Here is a 23519-nt window from a genome sequence, read left to right on the forward strand (position 1 = left end):
ACGGATGGGCGCCACTGGCGTTCCGGCAATTTGGTCCGGCAATTTATAGTGGATCCCACGGAGCGCTCGGCCAGGCTCCGGCGTGATGCCAGTCCCGGCGCACCCTCGGGTAGCGTCGAAGCCAAGGCTTAGGAGGCCCCATGCTCGTGCTCGTCATCAACTCTGGCTCGTCTTCGCTCAAGTATCAGGTGCGCGACGTCGAGGCCGGCAGCGTGCTCACCGAAGGCCTGGTCGAGAAGATCGGCATGGGTGCCGGCGGTGAGGGCGACGGCCAGATCGAGGGCCCGCGCGACCACGCCCAGGCGCTGGAGCAGGTGGACGCCGCCATCCACGACGCCTTGGGGGACCGCGTGCTGGATGCCGTCGGCCACCGCGTGGTGCACGGCGGGGAGCGCTTCGCCGAGCCGGTGCTGGTCAACAACGAGATCACCCGGGCCATTGAGCGGCTGAACCCGCTCGCCCCGCTGCACAACCCCGCCAACGTCCTCGGCATCCGCGCGATCTCGAAGAAGTGGCCCGAACTGCCGCAGGTGGCCGTGTTCGACACCGCCTTCCACCGCACCCTGCCCGAGCACGCCTGGCGCTATGCGGTGCCGGACGAGCTCTACACGAACCACGGGATCCGCCGCTACGGCTTCCACGGCACCTCGCACGAATACGTTGCGCACCGGGCGGCGGCGCTGCTGGATGTTCCGGTCGAGGAGTTCGACGCCGTGATCGCCCACCTGGGGAACGGCGCCTCGGTCACCGCGATCCGCGGCGGCCAGTCAATCGACACGTCCATGGGATTCACGCCCCTCGAGGGTCTCGTCATGGGCACCCGCTCCGGCGACCTCGATCCGTCCATCCTGGTCTTCCTCGGCCGGAACGGATGGTCACCCGAGGACCTGGATTCGATGCTGAACCGGCAGTCCGGGCTCAAAGGCCTGGCCGGAAACAACGACATGCGCTCCGTGGTGGAGGCCGCGGAAGCCGGCGATGCCAAGGCGGCCATGGCCCTGGCGGTCGCGTCCTACCGGCTCGCGAAGTACATCGGCGGCTACCACGTGGCCGTGGGCGGCGCGAAGGCTCTTGTCTTCACGGCCGGAATCGGCGAGAACTCGCACCAGTTCCGGAACCTGGTGGCGCAGCGGCTCGGTGCCCTCGGCGTCGAACTCGACGCCGGGCTGAACCGGGAACGGTCCAGGGAACCCCGCGTCATTTCCACCCCGACGTCGGCCCTGCCGGTCCTTGTAGTCCCCACTGACGAGGAACGGGCGATCGCGGAGGCAACGGCCGCCGCCGTCGCGCAGGCATCCGTTGCTCCATAGCCGCCCTGTTGGCCGCGCAAAACGGCGCTTCCGGAGCAACGGATGGGTAGCGTTGGGGACATGAATGAACCCAAGCCACTGCCTCCGCTGCCCATCCGCACCGAGCGGCTGGTGCTGCGGCGTTTTGCAGCCGCCGACCTCGATGCCTTCCATGCCTACCACTCGCTCCCGGAAACCGCCCGGTTCCTGCCCCGCGAGGCCAAGAGCTACACCCAGTCGATGGAAACGGTGGGACGGTACGCCAACTTCGAGTTCGAGAAGGAGGGCGACTGGGTGGCCTTGGCCATTGAGGCCCAGGATTCGCCCGGCCTCCTCGGCGAGGTGGTGCTGAAGTGGCTGGAGGGGTGCGGGCAGGCCGAGATCGGCTGGAGCCTGGCCCCGGAGGCGCGGGGACGGGGCATCGCGAGCGAGGCTGCCCGGGCACTGCTGAAGCTCGGGTTTGAAGACCTCGGATTCCACCGCATCGACGCCAAGCTCGATGCCCTGAACACAGCCTCGGCGGCGCTTTGTGAACGGCTCGGCATGCGCCTGGAATCACGGCAGGTGGACAAATGGCACTACAAGGGCGAATGGGCCACGGAAGTGGTGTACGCCATGCTCGCGGACGAGTGGAAGGCCCGCTGACCTGGCCCGGCGCTTGAACTCGGTCAACTCCGCCTGGTGCAGCGTAGCGGCCGACTCAACCATCGGCCGCAAGCTCAACCACGGGCCTCAGGTGCCGGACGAACCAGGCTCATAGGTCCCGTACGTCGGAAGCCCTGCCGACTCATAGACAAGAATCGCGAGTCCGCCCGGCGTCGCCTCATGGCGGACCAGACGCAGGCCCGCCGGGGCGCCTCCGGCCGGAAACAGTTGCCTGCCGTTACCCACCACCACAGGGGCGATCACCAGCCTCAGTTCGTCGATCAGCCCCTTCGCCAGCAGCGACTGGGCCAGCCGGGCACTCCCGTGGATCTGCAACTCCCGGCCGGGCTGCCTCTTCAACTTAGCGACCTGTGCGGGGACGTCCCCGGACAGGATGGTCGTGGGCGCCCAACCAGCCCGCGCCAGGCTCTGCGAGGCCACGTACTTCGGCAAACCGTTCATCTTCTCAGAGAACGGATCATCAGGGTCCGTGATTCTCGGCCAGTCCCTCGCAAAGTTGACGTAGGTGCGGCGGCCGAACAGCAACGCATCCGCCTCACCCAGCCAGTCCGCCGCCTGTTTGATGAATTCCTCGTCAAGGTAGGGGACGAACCAACCTCCTTGTGAGAAGCCGTCGCTGGTATCCTCATCGGGCGATCCAGGACCCTGCGCCACGCCGTCCAATGTGAGGAACTCAGTCAGCGTTAGTCTCATCGTGTTGCCTCTCCGTGCTGGGTGCTGGGTGCCGGGTTCACCGGCCCGGGCTGGGCAGGAATCACGGCAGGTGGCAAGTGGCACAACAAGGACGAACGGGCCACGGAAATGGTGTACACCATCCCCGCGGATGAATGGAAGGCCCGGCAGCAGGTATCCGGCGGCCGAAGGCGCAGCGAAGCCCCAATCTAAGGGACGCGCAAATCTAAGGGAAGGCCGACCTGACGGGGTGGCGGTCTGTCGGGACGCCGATCTGACGCAGATGGCCGGAATGAAGTCCTCATTCCGGCCATCTGCGTCCATTCGGAACCAATTCGGGCCCAGGCCGAACCCGATTCGGGTTCCCGACTTAGGGTGCCGGCGGCGCGGTGGATACCGGCGCCGGTGAGACCGTGCCCGGTGCGGGAGCCGCGGGTTGCGTCAGTTGCTGCCCTGCCGGCTCCGTGGCACCGGAGCCCGGGGCGGGACCGGACGACGTCGTGCCGTCACTCGGCGCCGTGGTTCCCGGGGCCGGGGCCTGCGTGCTGCCGGGGGTGGTTTCGGCAGTGGCTCCCGACGTCGTACCGGGCGTGGCAGCGGTACCGGCACCAGGCGTGGCGCCGGAGGTTGCGCCGGGCGTGGCGCCGGAGGTTGCGCCGGTCGTGGCGCCCGGAGTTGGCGCTGTGCCGGCGGACCCGGCCGGGGTGGCGCTCGGATCGGCCTTGATGACCGCCATGATCTGTTCCTTGTACGCGCTGAGCCGGCCCTGGATCTCCGAGAGCGGCTGGTTCCGCAGGTCCTTGCCGTAGGCGGCGATCTCCTGCCACAGCTCGTTGAGCCTGGTCATGCCGTCGCTGCTCAGGGGCCCATCCAGGGTCAGGACAAGTTGGCTGGCCAGGGCGTAGGTCAGGCACCGGACGCAGTTGTAGTTCGCCGACGCTGAGAGATTTTCCGGAACGATCACATCGGTCTGTCCCACAATCAGGACCACCTGGAAGCCCACCGCCACGGCGGCGCAGTCCGCGCAGCTGGCAAAGGCGTACGCCTCATTCCTGGTGTCCACGGTGTCACCGTCCTCGGCCCAGACCAGGGCGAAGGCGACGTCGTAGACCACGGAACCGTCAGTGGTGTTGACCGCGAGCGACTGGTTGCCGTCGTCCTCCGGAGCGGCCGGCTTGTCGAAGGGGAAGACCCAGGAAGGGGCAGCCGGCGCCGCCGCGGGGCCGGCCGTGCTGGCCGTGCCGGACTGCCGGGGCACCAGCACCATGCTCAGCTGCGGGTCCTCGCGTGTGGGCCGCCGGGCGCCCTCCGGCCACAGGGCAACGGTCGTTCCCGACTGGCCCTCGGCCATCCGGGACGCGGCGGAGGCCGGGAAGACGGCGGTGGTGGCGTCGGCCAGGGTGCCGCGCTCGTAGGGCTGGACCGGGCGGTAGGTGTCAGCTCCCGGCCACCAGGCCCAGGCGAGGCCCGCCGCCACCGCCGCGATCGCAACGATGGCCGTGGCACGCTGGAGGGCCTTGCCGCGGGTCTTGCGCCACAGGCCGGTGGCCAGCTGGCGGACCAGGCGCAGCAGGATGTAGAAGATGCCCAGCACCGGCAGCGCCAGGCAGGCGATCGCGATCACCCGCACGGCGGCGTCGGCGACGTCCCCGGTGGCGACGCTGTGGGAAAGCATGGCCTGCTGTTTCAGGCCGTTGTCCCAGGCGGTGCCCAGGACGCGCGGCAGGGTGAGCACCATGGTGGCCATGCTGAAGAGCAGCAGGGGGACCGTGACCAGCACCCAGATGGTGACCACGGCCCGCGCCCAGGGCTTCAGGAGCCCGGCTTCGGGATCTGTCTTCCGCCAAGGCACCAGGGCCAGCAGCGTGGGCTTGATGCGCTGGAACAGGTCCGGGACACCGGTAGCGTCGGCCAGGATATGGTAGCCGTCGAAGCGGACCAGCGGCATCAGCTGCCGGACCATCTGCAGGATCTGGGTGACCACCACCAGCAGCAGCGCATCGAAGCCGGTGGCCCACCAGATACCCATGATCGCGACGGCCACGATGGCATTGAAGTACAGTCCGCCGAGGTCCGTGCGCAGCCGGCCGCCGCGCCCCAGCCGGTAGGAATCCGTAACGTCGGTATAGAAGGCCGGCCACATCAGATACAGGCCGGTCCCCATGGCGCCGGGGGTGGCTCCGCCGCGGCGGGCGGCGGCGGCGTGGCCGAACTCATGGAAACCGGCCGAGAGCACCGTGACCACCAGGATCAGAAGCACCAGGCCGGGGTTGGCGAAGGCCTCATGCGTTGCCGATGCCAGACCCTTGACCATCAACACCCACCAGCACGTGGCCAGGAAGGCCGCGGTCACAGCCACCACGATCAAGGGGTTGAACAGCGTGGCGAACGGCGCGGTGATCTTCCGGGTGCGGTCCGGATCGGTCACCGAGTACCGGAAGCGCATACCCAGCAGCGGGTTCGATTTCTTTACCGCGGGCTCGGAGCCGTCCGCCAGCTGCAGGAGGCCGAGGGGGAGCAGCTGGGAAGTGATCAGGGTGCGGACGTTCTCGGCACTGACGAGCCGTCCGAAACTGTCACTGGCGTGCCCGGCGATTTCTTCCAGGCCCCGCTCGCCGTCGATCGCCTCGAGCACCAGGTACAGCAGCCGGGTGAGCTGGATGGTCTGGCCGTCGGAACGGCGCACGAGGGACGGGGCTTCCTTGTAACCGGACCCCTTCGCCTCGCCGATCAGCTGGACGCCGGCGGCCCGCACCGGAACCGGGTGCAGGCCGACCGCCGCGGACGCCGCCGGGCCGGCAGCGTCGCCGCGTGCACCGGCTCCGGAGTCGGTGCCGGAGCCGGGCGATGTGGCGGCGGATGTGGCGCCGCCGGTGGCAGGCAGGGCCGGAGGGCCGTCCTGCCCGGACGGCCCTCCGTGCACAGTGCTCATCTAGGTGCTACTGCTTCAGGTCGGACTGCTGGTCAGCCGACGCCGTAGCGTCACCATGGATGTCCTGGTTGATGATGGCATCCTGCTGGGCGACGGCGAACGCGTTGCTGTCGATGGAGCCGATGTTGGCGCCGACGGCAGCGTCGATCGGCGCGGCCACGTTGGCGTTGGCGGCCACCGCACCGTTGATCGGTGCTGCGATGCCAGCGTTGGCGTCCAGGTTCACATCGACGTTGAGCAGGTTGCCGTTGAGGGCACCCGCGGCGCCGGCAGCGGCTCCCACGTCCGTCGGCAGCGCACCGCCCAGGTCCGGGGCCGTGCCATCCGGCAAGATGCCGGTGGCATCGGCGGGTACCGTGCCGGCGGGTACAGCGCCGCCGAGATCGGCCGTGGCGGCAGGCGTGGCCGGATCGGTGGGGGCAGGCGCTGCGGCAGAATCTGCTGTGGTCCCGGTATCCGTACCGGTGCCCTGGTCGATGACACTGTCCTGGGTGGAGTCTGCCGTGGCATCGCCTGTGACGCCCTGGTTGATAATGGTTCCCTGGTCGGCGAGGGCTTGGGACTCAGACCCGAAAGAGAGCACGTTTGCCGAGGCAGCCGCATCAATCGGCGCGGCAACGTTGGCGTTGGCCGCGACGCCGAGGTCGATCGGCGCCGCGGCGCTGATCCCCAGGTTCAGGTCGGCGTTCAGGTCCAGGACGGAGGCGACTTCCTTGTCCGGGAGAGCGGTGCCGCCCTGCGCCATCAGCTCATCATCAGTCAACGGGGTCATTCCCTGCTCAACGCTCATAACAAACTCCATCTCCGGCATCGTGTGCCCGGTCAAAGCCCTACGACGCCCCGCCCCCAGCGGACGGGTTCCACGTCGAAGTGCCCATCATGCCAGTAAATAGTAAGCATGATGACCAAATATCGGTAGCGGGCTCCCGGATTATTGCCGGAAAGTCTGCTGACCGGCCGGAAAACGCATCGATTGCTCCGTAAGTGCCCTCATGGAGGTCCCAAAGGGCGCCTACGGAGCAACCGATGGGGTTCTTACTTCAGTCCGGATTCGGGCAGCAGTTCGGTGGCGCCGAGGGAATCGGCGACGAACGCGTAGTCCCAGGCCCGTTCGCGCCACTGCACGTACCGGCCCGACGCGCCGCCGTGGCCGCCTTCCATCTCGATTTTCAGGACGACGGGTTCGCTGCCGGTGTTCACCTCGCGCAGCCGCTGCACCCACTTGGCCGGCTCCACGTAGAGCACGCGGGTGTCGTTGAAGCTGGTGACCGCGGCGATCTTCGGGTACGCCACGGCACGGACGTTCTCGTAGGGCGTGTACGACTTCATGTACGCGTACACGGCCGGGTCGGTGATTGGGTTGCCCCATTCCTCCCACTCCAGCGCCGAGAGCGGCAGGTCGGGGTCCAGGATGGTGGTCAATGCGTCCACGAACGGGACGGCGGCAACGATCGCCGCGTACTTTTCCGGCGCCAGGTTGGCGACCGCGCCCATGAGCAGGCCGCCGGCGGAGCCGCCCATCGCCGCGATCCGTGCCGGGTCGACCCAGCCGGAACCGGCGAGCCAGTCCGTGGCCGCAATGAAGTCGGTGAACGTGTTTTTCTTGTGCAGCTTCTTGCCGTCGTCGTACCAGTGCCGGCCCAGCTCGCCGCCGCCCCGGATGTGGGCGATCACAAACACGATGCCCCGGTCCAGCAGGGACAACCGGGGGATCCCGAAGCCCGGATCCATGCTCATTTCGTAGGAGCCGTAGCCGTACACCAGGCCGGCCGCCGTCGAATCCTGCCGGACGGAGGCATGGCGGAGGACCGAGAGCGGAATCCGGGTCCCGTCGGACGCCACCGCCCATTCCCGGGTGGCGACGTAGTCCGACGGCGTGTAGCCGCCCAGCACCGGGCTCTCCTTGCGCAGCAGGAGTTCACCGGCCGGGAGCTCCGGGGTGGGCAGCACGAAGTCGTAGACCCGCGACGGGGTGAAGTAGGAGGTGTAGCCCATCCGGATGACGGGCGCCTCGTAGTCGGAGCCCGCGACGCCGGCGGTATACAGTTCTTCGGCGAACGCAGGTTCCACGGCGGCGCCCTGCTCCGGGGTGCCCAGTCCTGCCAGGGGCAGGACCTGGACCCGTTCAATGGTGTCCTTGCGCACGGAGACCACCGCGTGGGTCGACGTGACGCCGGCGCCGTTGACCCGGACCTGGTCTGAATGGGCGACGACGGTATCCCAGTGCTGCTCGGCGAGCGGCTTTGCGAGCTCGGCCGGGTCCACCAGCGAGACCATGGAATTGATGGCGTCCTTGTTGTGCGTGAGCAGAATCCGCTCCCGGCCCCGTCCTGTGGCGTCCGCCAGCAGGAACGGCTCGGCCTCGTAGAGGATGCGCTCGTCGCGGGAGATCACGGTGCGCGGGCCGGCGTCGGGGTCATCAAAGCGCAGCAGGCGGGTCTCGCTGAACTCGGAGCAGCCGATGCTGAGCACCAGGTGCCGCCGGTCGGCAGAGAGCTCGAAGCCGAGCCACATGGCGACGTCGTCCTCCTGGTAGATGACCGTGTCCTCGCCGACGGGTGTGCCGAGCACGTGGGACTTGACCTGGTACGGCCGCCACGAATCGTCCACCACGGTATAGAAGATCCGGCTGCCGTCGGGGGAGAAGGAGATGCCGTAGAAGACGTTCTCGATCACATCCGGCAGCAAGTCGCCGGTGCGGAGGTCCTTGATGCGCAGGGTGAAGCGCTCGTCGCCGGCGTTGTCCACGGCGTAGGCGTAGAGGGTGCCGTCGATGGTCGTGGCAGCCCCGCCCACGGCGAAGAACGGCTTGCCCTCGGCCTCGAGGTTGCCATCGAGCAGGACCTCCTCGCCGGGGATGACGACGCCGGCCTCCACGGCCGGCGGAGTCCAGTCCGCGACGCGGTCCCCGGTGTCCTGGCCGCGCACGCGGCAGTGGATGCCGTACTCCTTGCCCTCGACCGAGCGGGTGAAATACCACCAGCCGTCCTTGCGGTTCGGGACGGAAAGGTCAGTTTCCTGGGTGCGGCCCCTGATTTCCTGGAAGATTGCCTCGCGCAGCGGCTCCTGGTGCGCGGTCACGGACTCCTGGTAGGAGTTTTCAGCTTTGAGCAGGTCCACGACCTCTGCGGACTCCTTGTCCCGGAGCCACTCGTAGTTGTCCTCGAACGCGTCGCCGTGATGGGTGCGCACCGAGGGAACTTTCCGGGCGACGGGAGGCTGCGGGGACGGCTGGGCGGGAGTCTGGGTCATGGACCCAATCTACCGAAGAGCGGCGCCTCAATTGCCGTTCTGCAGATTGTTGGCCGCCACGTAGCCGGCAAGCGTTCCCGAGCGCAGTGCGGCGGAGAGCGCTGCGGTCGCGGCAGGGTCCTTCAGGACAATCGACTGGCCGTCCCGGCTGGTCCCGGTGCCGGCGGTCGGCAGGGTGAAGAACACGCCACGTCCCGGCGGCGTGCTCCGCAGGCCGAAGGCGAGGTTTTCCAGCGACTCCAAGGTGAAGCTTGCGTCCAGGGTCACGTGCGGCAGCACCGTCTTGATGAGTTTGCGGACGGTGCCGCGGTCCGCCAGGCCGCCTTCGGAAGCCAACTTGGCCATCATGGCTTTCAAGAACGTCTGCTGGTTCCGGACCCGCTGGTAATCGCCATCGGCGAAGGCATGGCGCTCGCGGACGAAGGCCAGGGCCTGCAGCCCGTTGAGGTGGTTCACGCCCGCCGGGAAGTGGACCTTGTCATCTGCGGTGGCGGTGAATGACTGTTTGATGTTGACGTCGACACCGCCGAGCGCGTCCGTCATGGCCGCGAACCCTTGAAAATCCAGCATCACCGTGTGGTCGATGTGCGCACCCAGCAGCGCCTCCACCGTCCGCGTCATCAGCGGCAGTCCGCCCAGTTCCAGCGCGGCATTCACCTTCGAGGTTCCGTGGCCGGGGATGTCCACCCAAAGATCGCGCATGATCGAGATGCCGTAGACGCTCTTCCGGTCCGCCGGGAGGTGGATCAGCACAAGAGCGTCGCCGCGCTGGTCGGAGGTGGTGCCGCGGGCCGCCGCCGCCCGCTCATTCACCCGGCTGTCGCTCCCGATCAGCAGGATGTTGAGGGCGACGGCGGGTGGTTCCGGGGTGGGCGTGGGGGTGGGCGCCGGCGTGGGGCTGGCCGCCGTCGCCGTCGCGGCCGCCGGGGCGGCGGCCGGTGCCGTAGCTCCGGCCGGAGCGGGGCTCCCGGGCCGCTGCACGGTGAGGACGTAGGCCGCGACGGCCACGACGACCGCGAGCAGCGCCCCCAGGAGCAGAATAATCGGACGACGGCGGCCTGCCGCCGGGGACGGGGGAGGGGACGCCGCGGAAGCCGCGGCTGCTGGCTCCGGAGCGTTCCCCATGAACGGACGCTAGCACCGCTGCTGCCGCGGGCTAAGGGTCCAAGGGCCTCTCCTGGCCCCTCAGTTGACGGGAGTCAGTTCCCGTTCTCGAACTTGTTCGTCGCGACGTATTCGCCCAGGGTGTCAGAGGCCATCGCCGCGGAGATCTTTTGGATGGCGTCCGGGTCGGCCAGCACGATCGACTGGCCGTCCGTGGACGTTCCGATGCCCCCGGTCGGCAGGGTGAACATGACGGTGTTCTGCGCCCGGATGTCCTTGAGCTCGAGCCCCAGCCCTGCCACGGCTCCCGAATCAAAGGTCTTGTCGACCGTGACGAACGGCGAGACGGCACCGACCATGTTGTTGATGGTGATCGGGTTGCTCAGCGTCGGGCCGGCAGTCGATTTCTTGATGATGGCCCGCAGGAACTCCTGCTGGTTGCGGACCCGCTGGTAGTCGCCGTCGGCGTAGGCATGGCGTTCGCGCACGAAGGCCAGGGCTTGGGTTCCGTCGAATGTGTGCTGGCCCGGGGCGAAGGACTGGCCCGGCAGCGCGGTGGAGCTGAACGGCACCTTGATGTTCACAGTTACTCCGCCCAGCGCGTCGGTGAGGCCCTTGAAGCCCTCGAAGTCGATCATCGCCACGTGATCGATGCGCTGGTGGAAGATCGACTCGATGGTCTGCACCATCAGCGGCGTACCGCCAAGGGCCAGTGCCGAGTTGATTTTCGCCTCGCCGTGCCCGGGGATGTCCACCCAGAGGTCGCGCATGATGGACATCGTGTAGATGTTCTTGCGGTCCGCCGGGATGTGCATGAGCATCAGCGTGTCCGCGCGCTGGTTCGTGGGCGTTCCGCCCGCGGCATCAGCCTCGGTGGCGCCGCGGCTGTCGCTGCCCATCACCAGGATATTCATCGCGGTGTTGGTCTTCTGCGGACGCGTGGACTCGTCGGGGAAGGCCTGCTCAATCTTGCTCGTGCCGGAGTCGAAGGTCCGTGCCAGGTTGAAGAGGTAGCCGCCAGCCACCACCGCGACGAGCGCCACGACTACGGCGACGGCGATCAGCACCTTGCGGCCCCGGTGTTTCCTCACGGGCCGCCGTTCCCTGGATCCGGCCGCGGGGACTTGGTCTGCGCTGTCGAAGGGGTGCGTCATGTATTCCTCTTGGTCAGTCGGGACGGTGCCCGGAATCTATCTGTCGCTACTCAGGCTGGCTGCACTCAGGCTGGCTGCGCCGGGGGCCAGGTGCCGGAAAGTGGGCCCGGTGGCGGCCTTCTTTACAGTACACCGGGCGCGGCAACAACAGTTTTGGACCAAGAAGGCACTAGATAACGCGGGGTTCCCCGGATATGAAGCGCACTGTTGCCTGCGTCACACTCCCTGCCTAGGCTGGGGGCGGTCGCAGCGTCGCGGCCAAACCGGTCGCAGCGTCGCGGCCAAAGCAGTAAATGCACGAACAGGGGAATCGTTTGAACCACAAACTCCGGGTTCTTGTCAGGCTCGACCTCGATTGCGGTCAGGCAGAAGTAGCAGCGCAGGGACATGTGACGGCAAGAAGCCTCCAGGCCCTGTACGTGGTGGTCAAGCGGGCGAACCACCTGAGAGAAGGACTCCATCTGGTGTTGGATGTCAGCCACGCCGTGGTGGAGCCGGCAGCCCTGGAGCAGCTGCGGGAGTGCTCAGCCTCCCACCACCTGCCCGCCGCCATTGATCCGCTTCAGTCCGAATGCCAGCTCAGCATCGTGGCGCCGGTGGAACCGATGGCGGTTCCCCGGGCCAGGAGGTTGGCGGCATAGCTCCGGGCCGTCGAACGAAAACCCCTCCGGGAGTGCCCGGCTCTTGCGGCCACTCAGCCGTTGTGGAGCTCAGCCGTTGTGGAACTCAGTTGCGGTGCGCGCGAAACGCAGGATGGTGAGGAGCGCGGGCGCGAGCTCGTACTCCATCTGCCGGTACATTCCCTCGCCGCGCCCGTAGGGATCCACGACGTCGTCCTCTGAAGCGTCCTGGGCAAGTGTCAGGTGCCGGACCGCAGCGGCCCGGGCGGGCAATTCGCGCCAAAAGCTTCTCAGGTCCACCGCCGGATCCGCCGTGCCATCCCGCTGGGTGCTGCCGCGCTGTTCCAGGACCCTCAGCATGCGCGCGAACTCGCGGATGGTGAACGTGCGCCGGAGCAGGGAGGCATCCATCTGCAGTGCTTCGCCGCGGTGATGTGCGGCCATGGTCAGCACCAGATCGGTGTCGCGCAGGATCGTCGGCGTCAACTGCCGGGCGGCAAAGCCGTCCGGTGTTCCGCCATAGCTCCGGATGATGTCCGCTGAGCTGGGCTGGACGGGCTCGCCCACCATGGCCCGGGTGCCGGCACTCTCTACCTCGAAGGCGCCGGGTTTCATCCGGTCAAGTCCTGCCTGGAGCAGGCGTTCTGCGACGGGGGAACGGCAGATGTTCCCTGTACAGACGGTCAGGATCCGAATGGGTGGGGACGACTCCAAGGCTTCCATTTTCCGTTTCGTGATGCTTAGCGGCGACGTAATGTTCGAGCTTATCTTCCCCCGGGCACGGGCGCGCGTTTCCCGCTGGCTGGATGACTGGCCCGACGGCTGGATGACTGGCTGGATGGCTGGACGGCGCTATTCGGCGGACGGCCGCCGTCGTTGCTGTTTCGTCGCTGCCCGCTGTTCCTTTGCGGCGAGGCGTCGACGGTTCGAGCCGCGGGTGGGTTTGGTCGCCCGGCGGCGGGCGGCCTCGGGGGCAAGGCCCTCTGCCACGAGGCCGGCGAGCTTGGCCAGGGCGATCTCGCGGTTGCGCAGCTGGGAGCGCTGCTCGGCGGCGGTCACGGTGATCACTCCGGCGATGAGGCGCCGTTCAAGGCGGGTGGCCAGTATCAGCCGTTGGCCATCCGAGAGCGCCGTCGAGGCCGCGACGTTCCACGAGAGTTCGACGCGGCTGTCCGAGGTGTTGACGTGCTGGCCGCCTGGCCCGGACGAGCGCGAGAACCGCCAGCGGAGTTCCGACGCGGGAATGGTGAGCGCGGCCGACACCTCCAGATCCATGCAACCAGCGTTACACGGATTCCTGTCCTTGACGCATCTCCGGCCTTCCGCATATCCTGAACGAACGGTCGGTAATTATTTATCCGAAATCATTAGGAGCAACCATGGCATCGCAGACCCTGCAGTCAGTGCCCGCCGAGCCATCGCAGGCACGGCATGAACTGAGCCCCGAGGACGCGGCCCGGCTCGACGCCGAGGGCCAGGCATACTTCGACAAGGTCATGGCGGAAGATTCCCGGATCGAGCCGCGTGACTGGATGCCCCCGGCCTACCGCAAAACGCTCCTGCGCCAGATCTCGCAGCACGCGCACTCGGAGATCATCGGCATGCAGCCCGAAGCCAACTGGATCTCCCGCGCCCCGAGCCTGAAGCGTAAGGCCATCCTCATGGCCAAGGTCCAGGACGAGGCCGGCCACGGTCTCTACCTGTATTCCGCTGCTGAAACCCTCGGCCAGCCGCGCGATCAGATGATGCAGGACCTGATGGACGGCAAGGCCAAGTACTCCTCCATCTTCAACTACCCCGCCCGCACCTGGGCCGACATGGGTGCCATCGGATGGATGGTCGACGGCGCCGCGATCGCCAACCAGGTGCCGCTCTGCCGCGCCTCCTTCGGCCCCTACGGCCGGGCCATGGTGCGGGTCTGCAAGGAAGAGTCCTTCCACCAGCGCCAGGGCTTCGAGATCCTGCTGGAACTTTCCAACGGCACCCCCGAGCAGAAGCAGATGGCACAGGAAGCGGTCAACCGCTGGTACGCCCCGGCCCTGATGATGTTCGGCCCGCCGGATGACGATTCGCCCAACTCCAAGCAGTCCATGGCCTGGAACATCAAGCGGTTCAGCAATGACGAGCTCCGCAACCGGTTTGTCGGCATGATGATGGAGCAGGTCAAGGTCCTCGGCCTGACGCTTCCGGACAAGGACATCCGGTTCAACGAGGAAACCAAGAAGTGGGAGCACGGGCCGCTGGACTGGGATGAATTCCATGAAGTCCTGGCCGGCCGCGGCCCCTGCAACGCCCAGCGCCTGGAACGGCGCCGCGAGGCACACCAGAACGGCGCCTGGGTGCGCGAAGCCGCCGCCGCCTACGCGGAAAAGCAGAGCCGCAAGCAGAAGGAATCAGCAGCATGACAACCGAACCCCACGCAGGCAACGTCTGGCCCATCTGGGAAGTATTCGTCCGCTCCAGCCGCGGCCTGTCCCACGTCCATGCAGGATCGCTGCACGCGCCCGACGCGGCCATGGCCCTGCGCAACGCCCGGGACCTCTACACCCGCCGCAACGAAGGGGTATCCATCTGGGTGGTCCCGGCCGAGGCCATCGCCTCCAGCGACCCCGATTCCAAGGGTTCCTTCTTTGAATCCCCCCAGGGCAAGGACTACCGCCACGCCACGTACTACACCAAGAGCGAGGGCGTGAAGCACCTGTGAGCACCACTCCCGAAACAGACATGCACGACAGCGGCCACGGCGACATCTCCGTCGGCGTATCCGGTGCGGGCGCCAGCGGTGACGGCACCGCGAGCGCCACCCGCATCACCCCTGGCAACGCCCTCCGTCCGGAAGACATCGCTCTCGCCGTCAACCGCGGCTCCGCGAAGCCGAGCGAGGACGCTGCCGAGTTCGCCCTGCGCCTGGGTGACGACGCACTGATCCTGGCCCAGCGCCTGGGTCACTGGATCTCCCGCGCGCCGGAGCTCGAAGAGGACGTCGCCCTCGGCAACATCGCCCTGGACGAACTGGGCCATGCCCGGTCCTTCCTCAGTTATGCCGGCGGCCTGGATGGGCGCAGCGAAGACGATCTCGCCTACTTCCGCCGCGAGCACGAGTTCCGCTCCGCGGCGCTCTTCGAGCAGCCGAACGGGGACTTCGCCGTCACCATCGCCCGGCAGTTCGTGGTCAGCTACTATCAGTTCGAGCTCTACCGCCGGCTGACGTCCTCCACCGACTCCACCCTGGCCGGCATCGCCGCCAAGGCGGTCAAGGAAGTTGACTACCACCGGGACCACAGTGCCCAGTGGGTGCTGCGCCTGGCCCTCGGCACGGACGAATCGCGCCGGCGCATGATCCAGGCGTTCAAAGTCGTCTGGCCCTTCGTCGATGAGTTGTTCCGCGACGACGAACTCACCGGACGCCTCAGCGAAGCCGGCGCCGCGCCGCAGCCGTCGAGCCTGCGCGAGGACTTCGACCGGCTCACCGGCGAGATCCTGGTCGAAGCCGAGCTCGAGGTCCCCAACGTCCAGCCATCACCGGGCGGGGGCCGCCGCGGCCTGCACTCCGAACACCTCGGCTACATCCTCGCCGAGATGCAGGTGCTCGCCCGCGAGTACCCCGGAGCCAACTGGTAGGGACCATGGAAATGTTTGTCTCCGATCCGGAAACCGCCGAGCGCCGCAACGCCGCCAAGGGCAATACTGCCCGGGAGAAGGCCTGGGCGGTCGCTGCCACCGTGTGCGACCCCGAAATCCCGGTCCTCACCATCGCGGACCTCGGCATCCTGCGCGATGTCCAGGTCTCGACGGAACCAAGCACTGACGACGGCGGGATGGTTCCCGCCGTCCAGGTCATCATCACCCCGACGTACTCCGGCTGCCCCGCCATGGACGCCATCCGGGATGACCTCACCACGGCTTTCCACCGCGCGGGGTACCCGAGCGTCCGGGTCGAACTAGTCCTCTCGCCGGCCTGGACCACTGACTGGATGAGTGCCGACGGCAAGGCCAAGCTGGAACAGTACGGGATAGCCCCGCCGTCCGGCCGGGCGGCTGTTGACGGAAAAGCAGCCCGGCACGCCGGCCCGGTCCGGCTCTCGCTCGCCGTCAAATGCCCCCAGTGCTCATCTCTGAACACCAAAGAACTCACCCGCTTCGGTTCCACATCCTGCAAGGCCCTCTACGTGTGCCAGGACTGCAAGGAACCGTTCGACTACTTCAAAGTCTTGTAAGGAACAGGTGCTTCCATGAAGGTTGTCCGCCAGACCGCCGCGGAGTCGGCCGCAGCCACCGGCCGCCGTCGTGCGTCCTTCCACACCCTGACGGTGGACGAAGTCCGCCGTCTCACCGACGACGCCATCGAGGTGACGTTCGGGGTCCCGGCCGAGCTCGCCGGCCAGTTCGACTACCTGCCGGGCCAGTACGTCGCGTTGCGCACCACCCTGCCCGACGCCGACGGCCAGCCGCACGAGATCCGCCGCAGCTACTCGATCTGCGCCGAACCGCGCAGTTTCGCGGACGGCAGCAGCGAAATCCGCGTGGCCATCAAGAAAGACCTCGGCGGCCTGTTCTCCACGTGGGCCAATGCCGAACTCAAGGCCGGCGACGTCCTCGACGTCATGAGCCCCATGGGAGCCTTTGTCTCCAAGCACGGACGCGACGGCAAGTCCGTGGAACAGAATGTCATGAATTCCATGAACCATCCGGAAGAGTTGGCGGGGGAGCCCGGATCTTTCGTGGCGATTGCCGCCGGCTCCGGCATCACCCCGGTGATCGCCATCGCCCGCACCCTGCTGGCGGCCCACCCGGAAACCCGCTTCGACCTCGTCTACGCCAACAAGGCCGCGATGGACGTGATGTTCCTGGAAGAACTCGCGGACCTGAAGGACAGATACCCCGCCCGGCTGGCGCTGCACCACGTGCTCTCGCGTGAACAGCGGATCGCGCCGCTGCTCAGCGGCAGGATCGACGCCGAGAAGCTGCAGGCGCTGCTGGGCACAGCGATCCACGCCGACGACGTCGACGAATGGTTCCTCTGCGGCCCGTTCGAACTCGTCCAGCTCTGCCGGGACACCCTCGCCGCGCGCGGCGTCGCCCCGGAGCATGTCCGCTTCGAACTGTTCACTTCCGGCAAGCCGGAGCGCCCCGAGGGCAACATCGGCCGGCCCGTGGTCACGGACGAATCCAAGGAAACCTACAAGATCACGTTCAAGCTGGACGGGCTGCAGGGCGAAGTGGCCAGCCCCACCCATGCCCGCGAGTCCATCCTCAACGCCGCGCTCCGGGTCCGCCCCGATGTGCCGTTCGCCTGCGCCGGCGGCGTCTGCGGCACCTGCCGGGCCAAGGTGGTCAGCGGCAACGTCACCATGGACGAGAACTACGCCCTGGAGCAGGATGAACTCGACAAGGGCTACGTCCTGACCTGCCAGTCCCACCCCACCACACCGGAAGTCACGGTCGACTTCGACGTCTAAGGTTTTTCGACGTCCAGGCCTTTTCGAATCCAAGGAGCCCCATGATTTCCCTCTCCATTGCCGACGGCGTCGCCGAGGTCGTACTCGACGCCCCGCACAAGCTCAACTCCCTCGACGAGCAGGCGCTCGCGGATTTGTCCCGGGCGTACGACGACGCCGCTGACGCCGCCGGGCGCGGCGAGGTCCGGGCGCTGCTGCTCCGCGGCGAGGGCCGGGCCTTTTGCGCCGGCCGTGACATTGCCGGCGTTACACCGGAGAGCGATGACGCGCAGGCCTACCTCGGCGGGCTCGTCCAGCCGCTGCTGAAGAAAATGAGCGCCTTCCCCGCGCCCACGTTCGCCGCCGCCCAGGGCGCCTGCCTGGGTGTGGGGCTGGGGCTGCTGCTGGCCACGGATGTGGTCTACGTGGCAGAGAATGCCAAGGTCGGCTCACCGTTCGCCAAGCTCGGCGCCACCCTCGATTCGGGCGGGCACTGGTATTTCACCGAGCGCCTCGGCATGCACAGGACCCTGGACCTGATCTACACCGCCGAGCTCATGAGCGGCGCCGACGCCGTGGCGCAGGGCCTGTTCAGCCGGGCCATGCCCGTGGCGGAACTGCTTGAGAATACCCGCGCCATCGTGGCCGACGTTGCCACCGGCGCCACGGGTGCGTTCCGGGCCAGCAAGGAGCTCGTCGCGCACATCCGGGACCAGCGGCTGGGGCTGTGGGAGGCCATGGAAGAGGAAAACGCAGAACAGGCACGGCTGTGCAAGAGCGAGGACTACGCCGAGGGTTTCCGGGCCTTCCAGGAGAAGCGCAGCCCGGTTTTCAAGGGCTGAGGGCCGGCCCGGTCGGGGTACCCGGAAACGCATTTCCCGGCTACTCGTCTTTGCTTCGAAGCATTCTCATTTCCGGAACCCGCTTGTAATGTTCGGTTATGACTCTGGGGAAATCTGTAAATAAGGCTGTCATACCCGCGGCGGGACTGGGAACCCGGTTCCTGCCGGCAACTAAGGCGATGCCAAAGGAAATGCTGCCCGTGGTCGACCAGCCGGCCATCCAGTACGTGGTGGAAGAAGCCGTCCGGGCCGGGCTGACGGATCTGCTCATGGTGACCGGGCGCCAGAAGCGGGCGCTGGAGGACCACTTTGACCGCGAGCCCTCGCTGGAGCACGCCCTCGAACTCAAGGGTGATTTCGACAGGCTGGAGGCCGTCCGCCACGCTTCCCGCCTGGGCCCGCTGCACTACGTGCGCCAGGGCGACCCCAAGGGGCTCGGTCATGCCGTCCTCTGCGCCCGCCAGCATGTCGGGTACGAACCGTTCGCCGTCCTGCTGGGCGATGACCTGATCGACGAGCGGGACGAGCTGCTGACCGCCATGATGGATGTCCAGGCCCGGACCGGCGGCTCGGTTGTGGCCCTGATCGAGGTGGATCCGGCGGAAATCAGTGCCTACGGCTGCGCCGACGTTTCGGTTGTGCCGGGCCAGGACCATGTGCGGGTCAACCGGCTCGTGGAGAAGCCTGCCGCCGCCGAGGCCCCGTCCAACCTGGCCGTGATCGGCCGGTACATCCTGCATCCGGAGATTTTCGATGTCCTGGAGGACACTCCGCCCGGCCGCGGCGGCGAAATCCAGCTGACCGACGCGCTGCAGACCCTTGCCGTGTCCGACTGCGAGGGCGGAGGCGTCTACGGGGTGGTCTTCCGGGGCCGCCGGTACGACACCGGAGACAAACTGAGCTACCTCAAGGCGGTCATCTCGATCGCAGCCGACCGGGTGGAATTCGGCGAAGAGCTCCGGGCCTGGATGAAAGCATTCGTCAGCTAGCGGGTGTCCAGGTCCTCGAACACCAGGAACGTCTGGGTGTCCAGGACTCCGGGCATGGACTGCAGCTGATCGAAGATCACCCGGCGAAGATCGATGTTGTCCACGGCGCGCACCAGCAGGATGACATCGAAGTCCCCGCCGACCAGAGCGATGTGATGGACCTCGGGGATCGCGCGCAGGAGTTCGCGCAACTCGCGCCAGGAATGCTGGCGCACTTTCAGCGTGACGTAGGCAGACGACTTCAACCCGGCTTTGATGGGATCCACCAGGGCGGTGAACTTGGTCAGGACGCCTTCGCCCGTGAGCCGGGCGATCCGGGTGTAGGCGTGGGCGCGGGAAATGTGGACGTTCTCGGCCACCTGTGTCACCGACATCCGGCCGTCTCGGGTCAGCTCCGCGATGATGTTCCGGTCCACATCGTCCAGCGGTACCGCCACCTGCTCTGATTCGAGCTCTGCCATTCGTCTACGACCCCCGCCGGTAATCCAGCTCACACTTACGATTTGTCTTCCAGACTAGGGCAAATTTGTGGACATCTCCACGATTCACGGGAGAGGTGGATACGAAACATCAGCTGGCGGCATACTGGGAAAGATTAGTGGCTACAGAAGGACGGACCAATGACGATCTCCGCAGACCACGCTGCGCAGCCAGCTGCACAGCAGGCCGCGCAACAAGATCCAGCCGGTGATGCCGTGAGCAAGTTCGGTATCACCGTTGAGGACTACATGCTGCCCGCACGCCACCAGATCCAGATGGTGGGCCCGGACGGAACCCTGAATCCCCACACGGAACAGGGTACCCAGCCGGGGCACGAGTACAGCCTGCCCAGCGAGACCGAACTGATGGCCGCCTACGAGCAGCTCGTCATCGGCCGCCGCGTCAATGACCAGAACTCCGCGCTGGTCCGGCAGGGCCGCATGGCCGTCTACCCCTCGAGCCACGGCCAGGAGGCGTGCCAGGTTGCCGCCGCACTGTGCCTTGCCGAGGGTGACTGGCTGTTCCCCACCTACCGCGACTCCGTGGCCGTCATGGCCCGGGGCGTGGATCCGGTCCAGACGATGACGCTCTTCCGCGGCGACTGGCACGGCGGTTACGACCCCGCCAAGAACAAGGTCGGCATCCAGTGCACCCCGCTGACCACCCAGTTGCTGCACGGCGTCGGCGTTGCCCACGCCGCCAAGCTGCGCGGCGAGGACACCGTGGTCCTGGCCATGTGCGGCGACGGCGCCACGAGCGAAGGCGATTTCCACGAGGCCCTGAACTTCGCCGCCGTCTTCCACCTGCCAGTGGTCTTCTTCGTCCAGAACAACCAGTATGCGATCTCCGTGCCGCTGGCGCACCAGTCCGTTGCGCCCTCCCTGGCCCACAAGGCCGTGGGCTACGGCATGGCCGGCGAACGCGTGGACGGCAACGACATCGTGGCCCTGCTCGCCGTGCTCGGCCGGGCCGTCAAGCTTGCCCGGGAAGGTTCCGGCCCGCTGCTGGTGGAGGCGCACACCTACCGGATGCAGGCGCACACCAACGCCGATGACGCCACCCGCTACCGGCAGGACAGCGAGGTCGCCGAATGGGTGGCGAAGGACCCGCTGAGCCGGATGCAGACCTACCTGACGGACCGCGGCCTGCTGGACGACGACCGCGCCGCCGTGATCGCCGACAAGGCGGAGGCGGTAGCCACGCAGCTGCGCGAAGGCCTCAGCGAAGAGGTTCCGGTGGAACCGCAGGATCTCTTCAAGTACGTCTTCTCCACCCCCACACCACAGCTGAAAGAACAGTCCGCCATGCTCGCCGACGAACTGGCCCGGGACGCCGCATCCGCATCCACCTCAAGGGAGGCCGGGAAATGAGCCCCACCATCACCACGTCCTCCGAGGCGAACGGCAACGTCAGCGCCGCGACCGCCCGCGCCGCCGCCAAGGCTGCTGTTGCGGCCGAGCAGGCCGGCCCGCAGACCATCACCCTGGCCAAGGCCCTGAACACCGCGATGGCGGACGCCATGCACGCGGACCCCTCGGTCCTGGTCTTCGGCGAGGACGTCGGCATGCTCGGCGGCGTCTTCCGCATCACGGACGGGCTCACCAAGACCTTTGGCACGAGCCGCTGCTTCGACACCCCGCTGGCCGAATCCGGCATCGTCGGCATGGCCGTCGGCATGGCAATGAACGGCATGCGCCCGGTCATCGAAATGCAGTTCGACGCGTTCGCGTACCCGGCCTTCGAACAGATCGTCAGCCACGTCGCCAAGATGCACAACCGCACCAAGGGCGCCGTGAAGCTGCCCATGGTCATCCGGGTCCCTTACGCCGGCGGCATCGGGGGAGTGGAGCACCACTGCGACTCGTCCGAGGCCTACTACGCGCACACTGCCGGTCTGAAGGTCTTCACCCCGGCCACCGTGGCCGACGGCTACCGGATGCTTCGCGAAGCCATCGACTCCGATGACCCCGTGATGTTCATGGAGCCCAAGAAGCTGTACTGGTCCAAGGACCAGGTGGACCTGGACGCGCTGCGCGCCGAGCACGCCGCGAACACCGAGCGCGGCACGTCCTCCGAGGGCCGGGCCGCCGTCGCCCGCCCCGGCACCGACGCCACGCTGATCGCCTACGGTCCGTCCGTTCCGACGGCGCTCGCCGCAGCGGCCGCCGCCGCCGAGGAAGGCCGCTCGCTGGAAGTGATCGACGTCCGCTCGATCGTGCCGTTCGATGATGAGACCGTCTGCGCCTCGGTCCGCAAGACCGGCCGCGCCGTGGTGATCGCCGAAGCCCACGGCTTCGCGTCCGTGGCCTCGGAAATCGTCGCCCGGGTCCAGGAACGCTGCTTCCACCACCTGGCCGCACCGATCCGCCGCGTCACCGGCTTCGACGTGCCGTACCCGGCGCCGAAGCTCGAGCACTACTACCTGCCCGGCGTGGACCGCATCCTCGACGCCGTTGACGACCTCCAGTGGGAAGACTGACCATGAGCGAACCGAAAGTATTCCTCCTGCCGGACCTGGGCGAAGGCCTCACCGAAGCCGAGCTCGTGAACTGGCTCGTGGCCGTGGGCGACGAGATCCGCGTGGACCAGCCGATCGCCGAGGTGGAGACCGCCAAGTCCATGGTGGAGGTGCCCTCCCCGTACGCCGGCACCGTGGCCGTGCTGCACGGCGAGCCCGGCCAGACGCTCGACGTCGGCAAGCCGCTGATCTCTGTGATGCCGGTCGGTGTTGCTGTTTCCGGCGCTTCCGTCGGTGGGGCCGGCACGGATGATGCCGCCCCCGCCCCTTCGCCGGACAGCATTCGTCCTGCGGACGATGCTGCCGGCTCCGGAAGGCCCGATGCCACTCCCGGGGCGGCATCATCCGCGCCGGCTGGTTTCGCTGCTGGCACACCGGCCGCCGCTCCTGTTTCTTCGCCTGCTGCTGTTGCGGCTGAGGCTTATCGCGAGGAGGAGAAGGCCGGGTCCGGCAATGTCCTGATTGGTTATGGGACTCCGGGCGGGCATGGGGTTGCCCGGCGGACCCGGGCTCCTAAGCGGGCTGCGGGGGCCGAGCCGGTTTCCGGGGTTTCGGCTGCAGAGGAGGCTGCCGATGACCTGGTGCTGCTGCGCACCCGGGTTCCCGGGAAATTGGGGGCCGTTATTTCTCCGCTGGTTCGCCGGATGGCGCGCGACCATGGGGTTGATTTGGGGGAACTCCAGGGCTCAGGGGCCAGCGGGCTCATCATGCGGCGCGACGTCGAGGCCATCATCAAGCCGTCGCCGGTGGTTGAGCGTCCGGCTGCTGCGGAGTCTGCCGCGCCGGCCGCGCCCGCCACGGGTTCCGGCACCGACGCGCGCACCGGTCTGGGCATTTCCGGACGCACGGCGGTCCGGGGAGTGCGGAAGGCCGTCGCGGCAAACATGTCGCGCAGCCGCTCCGAGATCCCGGAAGCCACGGTGTGGGTGGACGTGGACGCCACTGCGCTGGTGGAGCTGCGTGCCGCGCTGAAAAAGGCGGACCCGCACAACACCCCGGGCCTGCTGGCCTTCATCGCACGGTTTGTCACTGCCGGGCTCAAGAAGTTCCCGGAGCTCAACACCCGGATCGTGACCACGGAGGATGCCGCGGGTGGGGCGATGCAGGAGATTGTGGCCTTCGACGGCGTCAACCTCGGGTTCGCGGCACAGACCGACCGCGGACTGATGGTGCCGTCGGTGCGGAACGCGGACAAGCTCAGCGCCCGCGAACTGGACGCCGAAATCCGCCGCCTCACCGCCGTCGTGCGCGAGGGCAAAGCGACCCCGGCGGAACTGGGCAGCGGCACGTTCACGCTGAACAACTACGGCGTGTTCGGGGTTGACGGTTCCGCCGCGATCATCAACCACCCCGAGGTGGGGATCCTCGGCGTCGGGCGGATCATCGACAAGCCCTGGGTGGTCAACGGCGAGCTCGCCGTCCGCAAGGTCACCGAGCTGACGCTCACGTTCGACCACCGGGTGTGCGACGGCGGAGCGGCCGGCGGCTTCCTGCGCTACGTCGCGGACGCGATCGAGAACCCGGGGTCGGCACTCGCGGACATGTGAGGCTTAACCGGGGATC

22 protein-coding genes are annotated in these 23519 nt (G+C 67.5%); 13 read left to right on the forward strand and 9 right to left on the reverse strand.

The annotated features are described in order from the left end of the window. The first annotated feature begins 140 nt into the window (after positions 1-140). Both AC1D1A_RS03160 and AC1D1A_RS03165 read left to right on the forward strand, forming a co-directional pair. On the forward strand, positions 141-1310 hold the full coding sequence (locus AC1D1A_RS03160; RefSeq protein WP_476872917.1) for an acetate kinase: 1170 nt from the start codon (positions 141-143) through the stop codon (positions 1308-1310). Between the two features lie 60 nt (positions 1311-1370). After that, a complete protein-coding gene (locus AC1D1A_RS03165) occupies positions 1371-1934 on the forward strand; it encodes a GNAT family N-acetyltransferase (protein WP_223913678.1) in 564 nt (187 codons plus the stop codon). Positions 1935-2021: 87 nt separating this feature from the next. On the opposite strand, the gene AC1D1A_RS03170 is transcribed toward AC1D1A_RS03165, so the two are convergent. The 6 genes from AC1D1A_RS03170 to AC1D1A_RS03195 all read right to left on the reverse strand — a co-directional run bounded on the left by AC1D1A_RS03170 (position 2022) and on the right by AC1D1A_RS03195 (position 11006). Beyond that, positions 2022-2648 (reverse strand): dihydrofolate reductase family protein, encoded by a 627-nt coding sequence (locus AC1D1A_RS03170; RefSeq protein WP_476947124.1) that lies wholly within the window; start codon positions 2646-2648, stop codon positions 2022-2024. Positions 2649-2997: 349 nt separating this feature from the next. Further along, positions 2998-5559, reverse strand: a complete 2562-nt coding sequence (locus AC1D1A_RS03175; RefSeq protein ID WP_476947125.1) for a hypothetical protein — start codon at positions 5557-5559, stop codon at positions 2998-3000. Between the two features lie 7 nt (positions 5560-5566). Further along, a complete protein-coding gene (locus AC1D1A_RS03180) occupies positions 5567-6349 on the reverse strand; it encodes a peptidoglycan-binding protein (RefSeq protein WP_476947126.1) in 783 nt (260 codons plus the stop codon). A gap of 245 nt (positions 6350-6594) precedes the next feature. Then, complete coding sequence (locus AC1D1A_RS03185; RefSeq protein ID WP_476947127.1) at positions 6595-8811, reverse strand: S9 family peptidase; 2217 nt, start codon at positions 8809-8811, stop codon at positions 6595-6597. Positions 8812-8838: 27 nt separating this feature from the next. Beyond that, positions 8839-9936, reverse strand: a complete 1098-nt coding sequence (locus AC1D1A_RS03190) for an LCP family protein (protein WP_476947128.1) — start codon at positions 9934-9936, stop codon at positions 8839-8841. A gap of 74 nt (positions 9937-10010) precedes the next feature. Beyond that, entirely contained in the window at positions 10011-11006 is a 996-nt protein-coding gene (locus AC1D1A_RS03195; protein WP_476947129.1) for an LCP family protein, read from the reverse strand. 377 nt (positions 11007-11383) lie between these two features. Between AC1D1A_RS03195 and AC1D1A_RS03200 the strand changes: the two genes are divergently transcribed. Beyond that, positions 11384-11710, forward strand: a complete 327-nt coding sequence (locus AC1D1A_RS03200; RefSeq protein WP_028277742.1) for a hypothetical protein — start codon at positions 11384-11386, stop codon at positions 11708-11710. 69 nt (positions 11711-11779) lie between these two features. On the opposite strand, the gene AC1D1A_RS03205 is transcribed toward AC1D1A_RS03200, so the two are convergent. Next, positions 11780-12403, reverse strand: coding sequence for an arsenate reductase/protein-tyrosine-phosphatase family protein (locus AC1D1A_RS03205; protein ID WP_476947130.1), 624 nt, complete (start codon positions 12401-12403; stop codon positions 11780-11782). A 138-nt stretch (positions 12404-12541) separates the two neighbouring features. After that, positions 12542-12964 (reverse strand): alternative ribosome rescue aminoacyl-tRNA hydrolase ArfB, encoded by a 423-nt coding sequence (gene arfB / locus AC1D1A_RS03210; protein WP_476855587.1) that lies wholly within the window; start codon positions 12962-12964, stop codon positions 12542-12544. Between the two features lie 104 nt (positions 12965-13068). Between arfB and paaA the strand changes: the two genes are divergently transcribed. The 7 genes from paaA to galU all read left to right on the forward strand — a co-directional run bounded on the left by paaA (position 13069) and on the right by galU (position 18958). Further along, positions 13069-14094 (forward strand): 1,2-phenylacetyl-CoA epoxidase subunit PaaA, encoded by a 1026-nt coding sequence (gene paaA / locus AC1D1A_RS03215; RefSeq protein WP_476859315.1) that lies wholly within the window; start codon positions 13069-13071, stop codon positions 14092-14094. Then, positions 14091-14393 (forward strand): 1,2-phenylacetyl-CoA epoxidase subunit PaaB, encoded by a 303-nt coding sequence (paaB, locus tag AC1D1A_RS03220; RefSeq protein WP_079554945.1) that lies wholly within the window; start codon positions 14091-14093, stop codon positions 14391-14393. Before paaA ends, paaB begins: the two co-directional genes overlap by 4 nt. A 20-nt stretch (positions 14394-14413) precedes the next feature. Then, the gene (gene paaC, locus AC1D1A_RS03225; RefSeq protein WP_476947260.1) at positions 14414-15310 is read left to right on the forward strand and encodes a 1,2-phenylacetyl-CoA epoxidase subunit PaaC; all 897 of its coding nucleotides are present in this window, start codon (positions 14414-14416) and stop codon (positions 15308-15310) included. 11 nt (positions 15311-15321) lie between these two features. Then, positions 15322-15906, forward strand: coding sequence for a 1,2-phenylacetyl-CoA epoxidase subunit PaaD (gene paaD / locus AC1D1A_RS03230; protein WP_476859407.1), 585 nt, complete (start codon positions 15322-15324; stop codon positions 15904-15906). Between the two features lie 15 nt (positions 15907-15921). Next, on the forward strand, positions 15922-17148 hold the full coding sequence (paaE, locus tag AC1D1A_RS03235; RefSeq protein ID WP_476870389.1) for a 1,2-phenylacetyl-CoA epoxidase subunit PaaE: 1227 nt from the start codon (positions 15922-15924) through the stop codon (positions 17146-17148). Between the two features lie 41 nt (positions 17149-17189). After that, a complete protein-coding gene (locus AC1D1A_RS03240) occupies positions 17190-17969 on the forward strand; it encodes an enoyl-CoA hydratase/isomerase family protein (protein ID WP_476947131.1) in 780 nt (259 codons plus the stop codon). Between the two features lie 98 nt (positions 17970-18067). Then, positions 18068-18958: a UTP--glucose-1-phosphate uridylyltransferase GalU gene (gene galU, locus AC1D1A_RS03245; RefSeq protein WP_476855591.1), complete on the forward strand. Its 891-nt coding sequence runs from the start codon at positions 18068-18070 to the stop codon at positions 18956-18958. Here the strand turns inward: galU and AC1D1A_RS03250 are convergent. Continuing rightward, complete coding sequence (locus tag AC1D1A_RS03250; protein WP_026537452.1) at positions 18955-19419, reverse strand: Lrp/AsnC family transcriptional regulator; 465 nt, start codon at positions 19417-19419, stop codon at positions 18955-18957. The genes galU and AC1D1A_RS03250 overlap by 4 nt on opposite strands. A gap of 159 nt (positions 19420-19578) precedes the next feature. Here AC1D1A_RS03250 and pdhA point away from each other — a divergent pair, with 159 nt between their 5' ends. The 3 genes from pdhA to AC1D1A_RS03265 are packed head-to-tail and all read left to right on the forward strand — an operon-like array spanning position 19579 to position 23503. After that, on the forward strand, positions 19579-20808 hold the full coding sequence (gene pdhA / locus AC1D1A_RS03255; protein ID WP_476887298.1) for a pyruvate dehydrogenase (acetyl-transferring) E1 component subunit alpha: 1230 nt from the start codon (positions 19579-19581) through the stop codon (positions 20806-20808). Beyond that, on the forward strand, positions 20805-21917 hold the full coding sequence (locus tag AC1D1A_RS03260) for an alpha-ketoacid dehydrogenase subunit beta (protein ID WP_018775128.1): 1113 nt from the start codon (positions 20805-20807) through the stop codon (positions 21915-21917). The genes pdhA and AC1D1A_RS03260 overlap by 4 nt, the downstream gene beginning before the upstream one ends. Before the next feature lie 2 nt (positions 21918-21919). Continuing rightward, positions 21920-23503 carry a dihydrolipoamide acetyltransferase family protein gene (locus tag AC1D1A_RS03265; RefSeq protein WP_476947132.1) on the forward strand — a complete coding sequence of 528 codons (1584 nt, stop codon included), beginning with the start codon at positions 21920-21922 and terminating at the stop codon, positions 23501-23503. Positions 23504-23519: the final 16 nt, after the last annotated feature.

Source organism: Arthrobacter sp. P1_B9 (assembly GCF_056406495.1).

Excerpts from the sequence above, each read along its gene's own strand:
- AC1D1A_RS03160 (WP_476872917.1), top strand. The coding sequence starts at position 141 with ATGCTCGTGCTCGTCATCAACTCTGGCTCGTCTTCGCTCAAGTATCAG.
- AC1D1A_RS03165 (WP_223913678.1), top strand. The coding sequence starts at position 1,371 with ATGAATGAACCCAAGCCACTGCCTCCGCTGCCCATCCGCACCGAGCGG.
- AC1D1A_RS03170 (WP_476947124.1), bottom strand. The coding sequence starts at position 2,648 with ATGAGACTAACGCTGACTGAGTTCCTCACATTGGACGGCGTGGCGCAG.
- AC1D1A_RS03175 (WP_476947125.1), bottom strand. The coding sequence starts at position 5,559 with ATGAGCACTGTGCACGGAGGGCCGTCCGGGCAGGACGGCCCTCCGGCC.
- AC1D1A_RS03180 (WP_476947126.1), bottom strand. The coding sequence starts at position 6,349 with ATGAGCGTTGAGCAGGGAATGACCCCGTTGACTGATGATGAGCTGATG.
- AC1D1A_RS03185 (WP_476947127.1), bottom strand. The coding sequence starts at position 8,811 with ATGACCCAGACTCCCGCCCAGCCGTCCCCGCAGCCTCCCGTCGCCCGG.
- AC1D1A_RS03190 (WP_476947128.1), bottom strand. The coding sequence starts at position 9,936 with ATGGGGAACGCTCCGGAGCCAGCAGCCGCGGCTTCCGCGGCGTCCCCT.
- arfB (WP_476855587.1), bottom strand. The coding sequence starts at position 12,964 with ATGGATCTGGAGGTGTCGGCCGCGCTCACCATTCCCGCGTCGGAACTC.
- paaA (WP_476859315.1), top strand. The coding sequence starts at position 13,069 with ATGGCATCGCAGACCCTGCAGTCAGTGCCCGCCGAGCCATCGCAGGCA.
- paaB (WP_079554945.1), top strand. The coding sequence starts at position 14,091 with ATGACAACCGAACCCCACGCAGGCAACGTCTGGCCCATCTGGGAAGTA.
- paaC (WP_476947260.1), top strand. The coding sequence starts at position 14,414 with ATGCACGACAGCGGCCACGGCGACATCTCCGTCGGCGTATCCGGTGCG.
- paaD (WP_476859407.1), top strand. The coding sequence starts at position 15,322 with ATGTTTGTCTCCGATCCGGAAACCGCCGAGCGCCGCAACGCCGCCAAG.
- paaE (WP_476870389.1), top strand. The coding sequence starts at position 15,922 with ATGAAGGTTGTCCGCCAGACCGCCGCGGAGTCGGCCGCAGCCACCGGC.
- AC1D1A_RS03240 (WP_476947131.1), top strand. The coding sequence starts at position 17,190 with ATGATTTCCCTCTCCATTGCCGACGGCGTCGCCGAGGTCGTACTCGAC.
- galU (WP_476855591.1), top strand. The coding sequence starts at position 18,068 with ATGACTCTGGGGAAATCTGTAAATAAGGCTGTCATACCCGCGGCGGGA.
- AC1D1A_RS03250 (WP_026537452.1), bottom strand. The coding sequence starts at position 19,419 with ATGGCAGAGCTCGAATCAGAGCAGGTGGCGGTACCGCTGGACGATGTG.
- pdhA (WP_476887298.1), top strand. The coding sequence starts at position 19,579 with ATGACGATCTCCGCAGACCACGCTGCGCAGCCAGCTGCACAGCAGGCC.
- AC1D1A_RS03260 (WP_018775128.1), top strand. The coding sequence starts at position 20,805 with ATGAGCCCCACCATCACCACGTCCTCCGAGGCGAACGGCAACGTCAGC.
- AC1D1A_RS03265 (WP_476947132.1), top strand. The coding sequence starts at position 21,920 with ATGAGCGAACCGAAAGTATTCCTCCTGCCGGACCTGGGCGAAGGCCTC.